Origin of the sequence: Delftia sp. ZNC0008, from assembly GCF_000799035.1 — a bacterium.
Classification (GTDB): domain Bacteria; phylum Pseudomonadota; class Gammaproteobacteria; order Burkholderiales; family Burkholderiaceae_C; genus Comamonas; species Comamonas tsuruhatensis.
In genome coordinates, this window is sequence record NZ_JTKZ01000093.1 from 1 (window position 1) to 9,732 (window position 9,732).

General features: G+C 67.2%; 7 protein-coding genes and 1 tRNA gene. All 8 read left to right on the forward strand.

Features of this window, described 5'->3' with window-relative positions; all coding sequences use genetic code 11:
* On the forward strand, positions 1-267 hold a 267-nt coding region (locus L995_RS03245), incomplete at its 5' end, for a LysR substrate-binding domain-containing protein (RefSeq protein ID WP_047469125.1).
* An 86-nt stretch (positions 268-353) separates the two neighbouring features.
* Positions 354-1,031, forward strand: a complete 678-nt coding sequence (locus L995_RS03250; protein WP_012204034.1) for a GntR family transcriptional regulator — start codon at positions 354-356, stop codon at positions 1,029-1,031.
* Entirely contained in the window at positions 1,028-1,984 is a 957-nt protein-coding gene (puuE, locus tag L995_RS03255) for an allantoinase PuuE (protein WP_016452629.1), read from the forward strand. The genes L995_RS03250 and puuE overlap by 4 nt, the downstream gene beginning before the upstream one ends.
* Positions 1,985-1,990: 6 nt before the next feature.
* Positions 1,991-3,766 carry a 2-oxo-4-hydroxy-4-carboxy-5-ureidoimidazoline decarboxylase gene (gene uraD, locus L995_RS03260; RefSeq protein WP_016452630.1) on the forward strand — a complete coding sequence of 592 codons (1,776 nt, stop codon included), beginning with the start codon at positions 1,991-1,993 and terminating at the stop codon, positions 3,764-3,766.
* Entirely contained in the window at positions 3,763-5,055 is a 1,293-nt protein-coding gene (locus tag L995_RS03265; RefSeq protein WP_016449789.1) for a M20 family metallopeptidase, read from the forward strand. The genes uraD and L995_RS03265 overlap by 4 nt, the downstream gene beginning before the upstream one ends.
* A gap of 412 nt (positions 5,056-5,467) precedes the next feature.
* A complete protein-coding gene (locus L995_RS03270) occupies positions 5,468-6,955 on the forward strand; it encodes a nucleobase:cation symporter-2 family protein (RefSeq protein ID WP_016449790.1) in 1,488 nt (495 codons plus the stop codon).
* Positions 6,956-7,140: 185 nt separating this feature from the next.
* Positions 7,141-9,438, forward strand: a complete 2,298-nt coding sequence (locus L995_RS03275) for an NADP-dependent malic enzyme (protein ID WP_012204029.1) — start codon at positions 7,141-7,143, stop codon at positions 9,436-9,438.
* Positions 9,439-9,552: 114 nt separating this feature from the next.
* Positions 9,553-9,640 (forward strand) — tRNA-Ser (locus L995_RS03280).
* Positions 9,641-9,732: the final 92 nt, after the last annotated feature.

Below are 9,732 nucleotides of genomic sequence, written 5' to 3' on the forward strand. Positions count from 1 at the left end.
CCGCGTCTGCGCGACAGCCTGAGCACCAACGATGGCGAGATCGCCGTGGGCTGGGCCCTGGCCGGCCTGGGCATCGTCATGCGGGCCGAATGGGATATCGCCCGCTACCTGCGCAGCGGCCGCCTGGTGCAGGTGCTGGCCGACCATGCCACGACACCGGCCGACATCCATGTGGTCTATCCGCAGCGGCATGCGGCAACCCAGCGCGTGCAGCGCTTTGTGGAGCACCTGGCACGGCACTTCGATACGGCCGCACCCGGTTTCTGAAAAGGGATGCCGTATGCGGGGAAACGCCAATAAGCAGTAGACAGAAACTGTATACAACTCTTGTGGCCAGCCGCTATGATGGCCGGATGGAGACTTCCACCACCAGTTTCATTGTCGAGAGCCTGACCCGGGCCATCGTCGAACACCGTCTTCTGCCCGGCACCAAGCTGGCCGAGCAGAAATTGGCAGACCATTTCGGCGTCTCGCGCACCCTGGTGCGCCAGGCGCTGTTCCAGCTGTCGCAAAACCGCCTGATCCGGCTCGAACCCGCGCGCGGGGCCTTCGTGGCCACGCCCTCGGTGGACGAGGCGCGCCAGGTCTTCGCCGTGCGCCGCATGCTCGAAGCCGAGATGGTGCGCGCCTTCATCGCCCAGAGCACGCCGGCCAAGATCCGCGCGCTGCGGCAGCACGTGGCGGCCGAGAAAAAGGCCATGGACGGCAACGACGTCGGCCAGCGTACCGAGCTGCTGGGCGACTTCCACGTGCGCATGGCCGAACTCATGGGCAACGAGGTGCTGGCCCAGTTGCTGGGCGAACTGATCTCGCGCTGCGCGCTGATCACGCTGATGTACCAGTCCAGCACGGCCGCCGAGCATTCCCATGACGAGCATGCCGAAATCGTCACGGCCCTGGCCGGCGGCGACGCCGACCACGCCGTGCAGCTCATGCAGCAGCACCTGGACCACGTGGAAGCCGGCCTGACCTTCGACCGCGACATGCCGACCAGCGATCTTTCGATGGCCCTTTCCTCCGTATCCGCATGACCTACGACGCCACTGCCCCCTATCCCCGCGACCTGATCGGCTACGGTCGCACGCCCCCCCACGCCCGCTGGCCCGGCCAGGCCCGCGTGGCCGTGCAATTCGTCCTCAACTACGAAGAGGGCGGCGAGAACTGCGTGCTGCATGGCGATGCCGCCAGCGAGCAGTTCCTGTCCGAAATGTTCAATCCGGCCGCCTACCCCGAGCGCCACATGAGCATGGAAGGCATCTATGAATACGGCTCGCGCGCAGGCGTCTGGCGCATCCTGCGCGAGTTCGAGAAGCGCGGCCTGCCGCTGACCGTGTTCGGCGTGGCCACGGCCCTGCAAAAGCACCGCGAACTGGCCGCCGCCTTCCACGAGCTGGGCCATGAAGTGGCCTGCCACGGCCTCAAGTGGATCCACTACCAGAACATTCCCGCCGAGGTCGAGCGCGAGCACATGCGCCAGTGCATGGAGATCTTCGGCGAGCTGTATGGCCACGATGGCGACCACGGCCTGGGCTGGTACACGGGCCGCGACAGCCCCAACACCCACCGCCTGGTGGCCGACGACGGCCGCTTCGCCTATGACAGCGACTACTACGGCGACGACCTGCCCTTCTGGATGAAGGTCGGCAAGAGCGACGGCAGCACCCGCAGCCAGCTCATCGTGCCCTACACGCTGGACTGCAACGACATGCGCTTCGCCCTGCCCCAGGGCTACTCGCACGCCGACCCGTTCTTCCAATACCTGAAGGACACGTTCGACGCCCTCTACGCCGAGGGCGATCCGGCCGGCGATGACTCCCCCAAGATGATGAGCATTGGCATGCACTGCCGCCTGCTGGGCCGCCCCGGCCGCATCACGGCACTGCAGCGCTTTCTGGACCACATCCAGCGGCACGACAAGGTCTGGGTCTGCCGCCGCATCGACCTCGCGCGCCACTGGGCGCACCACCATCCCGACAAGGAATAACGCAGCATGGCTCTGACGCTGGAACAACTCAATGCCGCCGACCTGGCCACCGCCACCGGTCTGCTCGACGGCCTGTACGAACACTCGCCCTGGATTGCCGAGGCCGCGCTGGCCCAGCGCCCCTTCCGCTCGCTGGCACAGATCAAGTACGCCATGGCCCAGGTGCTGGACAAGGCGCCGGTGCAGGCCAAGCTCGACCTGATCCGCGCCCACCCGGAGCTGGCCGGCAAGGCCATGGAGACCAACACGCTCACGGCCGAATCCACCAACGAGCAGAACAAGGCCGGCCTGACCCGCTGCACGCCCGAGGAGCTGGAGCACATCCGCAAGCTCAACGCCGAGTACGGCAAGCGCTTCGGCTTTCCCTTCATCCTGGCCGTGCGCGGTCCGCGCGGCGCGGGCCTGGCCAAGGCCGAGATCATCGAGACCTTCGAGCGCCGCCTGCACAACCACCCCGACTTCGAGCTGGGCGAGGCGCTGCGCAACATCCACCGCATTGCCGAGATCCGCCTGAACGACAAGTTCGGCTACACGCCCGAGCTGGGCAACGATGTCTGGGACTGGCAGGAAAAGCTGGCCCAGCACAGCGACCCCGGCTATGCCGAAAAGGGCCAGCTCACCGTCACCTACCTCACCGACGCCCACCGCGCCTGCGCCCAGCGCATCAGCCACTGGATGCGCGACTGCGGCTTCGACGAGGTCGAGATCGACGCCGTGGGCAACGTCGTGGGCCGCTACAAGGCGGCCACCGACGATGCCAAGACCCTGCTGACCGGCAGCCACTACGACACCGTGCGCAACGGCGGCAAGTACGACGGCCGCCTGGGCATCTTCGTGCCCATGGCCTGCGTGCGCGAGCTGCACCGCCAGGGCAGGCGCCTGCCGTTCCACATCGAGGTCGTGGGCTTTGCGGAAGAGGAGGGCCAGCGCTACAAGGCCACCTTCCTGGGCTCGGGCGCATTGATCGGCGACTTCAGGCAGGAATGGCTGGAGCAAAAGGATGCCGACGGCATCACCCTGCGCGAAGCCATGCAGCATGCCGGCCTGTGCATTGACGACATTCCGAAGCTGCAGCGCGATCCGGCCCGCTACCTGGGCTTCATCGAGGTGCACATCGAACAGGGCCCGGTGCTCAACGAGCTGGACATCCCGCTGGGCATCGTCACCTCCATCAACGGCAGCGCGCGCTACATCTGCGAGATGATCGGCATGGCCAGCCACGCCGGCACCACGCCCATGGACCGCCGCCGCGATGCCGCCTGCGGCGTGGCCGAGCTGGCGCTGTACATCGAAAAGCGCGCCGCGCGCGACGGCACCTCGGTAGCCACCATGGGCCAGCTCAATGTGCCCAGCGGCTCGGTCAACGTGGTTCCCGGCCGCTGCCAGTTCAGCCTGGACCTGCGCGCGCCCACCAACGAGCAGCGCGACGCCATGGTGGCCGACATCCTGGCCGAGATCGAGGCCATCGCCCAGCGCCGTGGCCTGCGCTACAGCACCGAGCTGGCCATGAAGGCCGCCGCCGCCCCCAGCGCCCCCGAATGGCAGCAGCGCTGGGAAGCCGCCGTGGACGCCCTGGGCGTGCCCCTGTACCGCATGCCCAGCGGCGCCGGCCACGACGCCATGAAGCTGCATGAAATCATGCCCCAGGCCATGCTGTTCGTACGCGGCCTGAACGCCGGCATCAGCCACAACCCGCTGGAAAGCTCCACCGCCGACGACATGCAACTGTCCGTCGATGCCTTCTCCCACGTACTGAACCAACTGGCCCAAGAGCAGCAATGACCAACATGAACCAAGACAAGCAAGCCACCTACGCCGCCCTGGACGCCTGGATCGACCAGCATTTCGATGAAGAGGTGCAATTCCTGCAGGCCCTGGTCCAGGTTCCGACCGACACCCCACCGGGCAACAACGCCCCCCACGCCGAGCGCACGGCCGAGCTGCTCAAGACCTTCGGCTACGAGGCCGAGAAGCACACCGTGCCCGAGGCCGAGGTCAAGGCCTACGGCATGGAGTCCATCACCAACCTGATCGTGCGCCGCCCCTACGGCAGCGCAGGTGACGCCGGCGGCGGCCTGACCATTGCGCTGAACGCCCACGGCGACGTGGTGCCGCCCGGTGAAGGCTGGACCCAGGACCCCTATGGCGCCGCCATCGAGGACGGCAAGCTCTACGGCCGCGCCGCCGCCGTGAGCAAGAGCGACTTCGCCACCTTCACCTACGCCGTGCGTGCGCTCGAAGCCGTGGCCAAGCCCTCCAAGGGCGCGGTGGAACTGCACTTCACCTACGACGAGGAATTCGGCGGCATCCTGGGCCCCGGCTGGCTGCTGGCCAACAACCTCACCCAACCCGACCTGATGGTCGCGGCCGGCTTCAGCTACGAAGTCGTCACCGCCCACAACGGCTGCCTGCAGATGGAAGTGACCGTGCAGGGCAAGATGGCCCATGCCGCCGTGCCCCACACGGGCGTGGACGCGCTGCAGGCCGCCGTGGTGCTGATGAACGCGCTGTACGCCGAGAACACCAAGTACCAGCAGGTGACCTCCAAGGTGCCGGGCATCAAGCACCCCTACCTGAACATCGGCCGCATCGAAGGCGGCACCAACACCAACGTGGTGCCCGGCAAGGTCGTGCTCAAGATCGACCGCCGCATGATCCCCGAGGAGAACCCCGCCGAGGTCGAGGCCAGCATCCGCGCCGTCATCGCCCAGGCCATTGCCGACTTCAACGCCAAGGGCGGCTACACGGGCGAGGATGCCGTGCGCGTGGACATCAAGCGCCTGCTGCTGGCCAATGCCATGACGCCGCTGGCCGGCAACAAGCCCCTGGTGGACGCCATCCAGGCCCATGGCGAAGCCGTCTTCGGCGAAAAGCCCCCGGCCGTGGGCACGCCGCTGTACACCGACGTGCGCCTGTACGTGGAGCGTGGCATTCCCGGCGTGATCTACGGCGCCGGCCCGCGCACCGTGCTGGAGTCCCATGCCAAGCGCGCCGACGAGCGCCTGGTGCTGGAGGACCTGCGCCGCGCCACCAAGGTCATCGCGCGCATGCTGTGCGACCTGACGGCCTGACGGCCTGACCGCCTGACGGCCCGCATCAAGGCCTGACACCCAAGCCCGGCGCCGCCGGGCTTTTTTGCGCCCGGGCACCGCATCGTGGCGCATGCACCGCCGCAGCCCATGCCGTGCACCCGAGCCGCATCCGAACCTCGCCCGAGCCGCACCACAGCGGCCGCCAGGCACCAGCACGGTGCCTGGCGCTTGCCTGGCGCTTGCCTGGCGGCTGGCATCCATCTTGCAATGCACCATGGCACTCCCGCCCTGGCAGGCGATGCGCAGCAAAACGGGTTGGCGCGACTGCCGCAACAGGGTTTACCGGGAGCAGAAATTTCCCATGATCTGTATACACTTTTTGTATGGATGTTGGTGCCAAACCCTGTCACGCCGGCGTCCGTTCCCATAAATCCCGAGGAGACAAATCCCCATGCAATCTTCCGTTCATCCCGTCGATGAGATGCTGCCCGCAGGCAAGCTCACGGCGCTGGGCCTGCAGCACGTTCTCGTGATGTATGCGGGCGCCGTGGCCGTGCCCCTGATCGTCGGCCGCGCACTCAACCTGCCGCCCGAGCAGGTGGCCCACCTGATCTCGGCGGACCTGTTTTGCTGCGGCCTGATCACGCTGATCCAGGCCATGGGCGCGACCCAGTGGTTCGGCATCAAGCTGCCCGTGATGATGGGCGTGACCTTCGCCAGCGTGGCGCCCATGGTGTCCATGGCGCAGACCACGGGCGGCTCGGCGGGGGCGGGGCTGATCTTCGGCTCGGTGATCGGGGCGGGGATCGTATCCATCCTCATCGCCCCGCTGATCAGCCGCATGCTGCGCTTTTTCCCGCCCGTGGTGACCGGCACCATCATTGCCGTCATCGGCATCAGCCTGATGCGCGTGGGCGTGAACTGGATCTTCGGCAACCCCGTCGGCCCCACCGCGCCCAGCGTGCCCAACCCCGAGCACCTGAAATGGCTGGCCGACGCCCAGGCCACGGCCGGCGCGCCAGGCTCCTCGCTGCCGCCCGTGCCCAAGGGCTTCGCGGTCGTGCCCACCATTCCCAACCCCAAGTACGGCGACCTGACCGGCGTGGGCATCTCGGCCATCGTGCTGCTGTCCATCCTGCTGATCGCGCGCTTTGCCAAGGGCTTCCTGGCCAACGTCTCGGTGCTCATGGGCATCCTGATCGGCGGCGTGCTGTCCGTGGCCATGGGCCTGATGGACTTCAGCAAGGTCGCCAAGGCCGAATGGTTCACGATGGTGCTGCCCTTCGAGATCGCCACGCCGGTGTTCGACCCCATCCTGATCCTCACCATGAGCCTGGTGATGGTGGTGGTGATGATCGAGTCCACCGGCATGTTCCTGGCCCTGGGCGACATGACCGATCGCAAGATCAGCCAGGACGAGCTGACCCGCGGCCTGCGCACCGACGGCCTGGGCACGCTGATCGGCGGCATCTTCAACACCTTTCCCTACACCAGCTTCTCGCAGAACGTGGGCCTGGTCGCCGTCACCGGCGTCAAGAGCCGCTGGGTCTGCGTGGCCGGCGGCGTGATCCTGATCGTGCTGGGCGTGCTGCCCAAGATGGGCGCCCTGGTCGAGTCCCTGCCCACCGTGGTGCTGGGCGGCGCGGGCCTGGTGATGTTCGGCATGGTGGCCTCCACCGGCATCCGCATCCTGAGCAACGTGGATTTCCAGACCAACCGCAACAACGCCATGATCGTCGCCGTGTCCATCGGCGTGGGCATGATTCCGCTGGTGGCGCCGAATTTCCGCCAATGGATGCCCCACGGCATTCATCCGTTGATCGAATCCGGTATCCTGCTGGCCTCGATTACCGCGGTGGCATTGAACATTTTCTTCAACGGAGCCAGCAGCGACACCTCTGCTGCCGTCCGGGCCGCACGCCAGGCAGACGCCCACTGATGAAACAGTGCCCGCCCTGGCGGGCACGCCCAACAACCGCCCGGCCTACCCGCCGGGCCGTGCGCCCCCTGCCGTCCATAGGCGCCAGGGGGCTTGTTGTCGAAATCCCTGAGGCAAAACTGTCCTGACCCTCATAGGCTGTAGCTATCCGGTAAGCTCCGAGAGCATTTGCAGAGAATTCCTGTATGACCCAAAACCTGTCCAACGCCGAACAAGCCCTGCGCGACGCAGCCCGCGAATACCATCGCAGCCCCAACAAGGGCAAGATCTCCGTCACGCCCACCAAGCCCTTGTCCAACCAGCGCGACCTGTCGCTGGCCTATTCGCCCGGCGTGGCCTACCCCTGCCTGGACATCCAGGCCGACCCCTCGCTGGCCGCCGAATACACGGCGCGCGGCAACCTGGTCGGCGTCATCACCAACGGCACGGCCGTGCTGGGCCTGGGTGACATCGGCCCGCTGGCCGGCAAGCCGGTGATGGAAGGCAAGGGCTGCCTGTTCAAGAAGTTCGCCGGCGTCGACGTGTTCGACATCGAACTGGCCGAGCGCGATCCGGACAAGCTGATCGAGATCATCGCCTCGCTCGAACCCACGCTGGGCGGCATCAACCTCGAGGACATCAAGGCGCCCGAGTGCTTCTACATCGAGCAGGAGCTGTCCAAGCGCATGAACATCCCCGTGTTCCATGACGACCAGCACGGCACGGCCATCATCTCCAGCGCCGCCCTGCTCAACGGGCTGGAGCTGGTGGACAAGCAGATCGGCAACGTCAAGATCGCCGTCTCCGGCGCCGGCGCCGCCGCCATCGCCTGCGTGAACGTGATGGTGGGCCTGGGCGTCAAGCGCGAAAACGTCTTCATGTGCGACTCCAAGGGCGTGATCTACGAAGGCCGCCCCGGTGGCCTGGACGCCTCCAAGGCCCAGTACGCGCAAAAGACGGACGCCCGCACCCTGGCCGACGCCGTCAAGGACGCCGACGTGTTCCTGGGCTGCTCGGCTCCCGGCGTGCTCACTGCCGACATGGTCAAGACCATGGCCGACAAGCCCATCATCCTGGCCCTGGCCAACCCCGAACCCGAGATCCGCCCCGAGCTGGCCAAGGCCGTGCGCCCGGACTGCATCATGGCCACGGGCCGTTCGGACTACCCCAACCAGGTCAACAACGTCCTGTGCTTCCCCTACATCTTCCGTGGCGCGCTGGACTGCGGCGCCACCAAGATCACCGAAGCCATGAAGCTGGCCTGCGTGCGCGAAATCGCCGCACTGGCCAAGCAGGACGTCAGCGATGAAGTCGCCGCCGCCTACCAGGGCAAGGAGCTGAAGTTCGGCCCCGACTACCTGATCCCCACGCCCTTCGACACCCGCCTGATCCTGCGCATCGCGCCGGCCGTGGCCAAGGCTGCCGAAGAGTCCGGCGTCGCCACCCGCCCCATCGCCGACTACGACGCCTACCGCGAGAGCCTGACCCGCTTCGTCTACCAGACCAGCATGTTCATGCGTCCGGTGTTCGCCGCTGCCAAGGCCAACCAGCAGCGCGTGGCCTATGCCGAAGGCGAAGACGAGCGCGTGCTGCGCGCCGCCCAGGTGGCCGTCGATGACGGCCTGGCCAAGCCCATCCTGATCGGCCGCCCCGCCGTGATCGAGGCCCGCATCGCCAAGGCCGGCCTGCGCCTGGTGCTGGGCAAGGACGTGGAGATCTGCAACCCCGAGGACGATCCGCGCTTCCGCCAGTACTGGGAAACCTACCACCGCCTGATGGGCCGCAACGGCGTCACGCCCGAGACCGCCAAGGCCGCCGTGCGCCGCTCCAACACGCTGATCGCAGCGCTCATGGTCCACCTGGGCGATGCCGACGCCATGCTCTGCGGCCTGGTCGGCAAGTTCGACAGCCACCTGGCCCATGTGCGCGACGTGCTCGGCCTCAAGCAAGGCGCCGGCGAGTTCGCCACCGTCAACGCCGTGATGCTGGACAGCGGCACGCTGTTCATCGCCGACACCTACATCAACGAGGCGCCCAACGCCACCGAGCTGGCCGACATCGCCCGCCTGGCGGCCGAGGAAGTGGCCCGCTTCGGCCTGCCGCCCAAGGTGGCCTTCCTGTCGCACAGCAACTACGGCTCGTCCAGCCGCCCCTCGGCGCTGAAGATGCGCGCCGCGCGCGACCTGTTCGCCGCCGCCAACCCCGACGTGGAATGCGATGGCGAAATGCACGGCGACTCCGCCCTGTCCGAAGCCATCCGCGACCGCGCCCTGCTCGAGTCCTCGCTGCACGGCGAGGCCAACGTGCTGATCTGCCCCAACCTCGACGCCGCGAACATCCTGTTCAACGTGCTCAAGACCACGGGCGGCCACGGCACGACCATCGGCCCCATCCTGCTGGGCGGCGCCGCGGCAGCCCACGTGCTGACCCCCTCCGCCACCGTGCGCCGCGTGGTCAACATGACGGCCCTGGCCGCAGCCCAGGCCATCGCTGCCCGCGGCTGATCCGCTGCGCCCCCCGAAAGGCGCCCCTGCGAAGGGGCGCCTTTTTGATTGCGGGTCGTGCATCGGCACGCATCCCTCGGGACCCACGCAAGCCCGGCTAGAATACGGAGCTTCGGAGGTTTGGGTGAGTGGTTTAAACCAGCAGTCTTGAAAACTGCCGACGGGCAACCGTCCGTGAGTTCGAATCTCACAGCCTCCGCCAGATCCTTGTATCAACCGACAGGCGGCCAAAGAGCCGGCCCTGTTGCACAGCGCCCCGATGCCGCAAGGCAGCGGGGCGTTCCTGCGACGCGG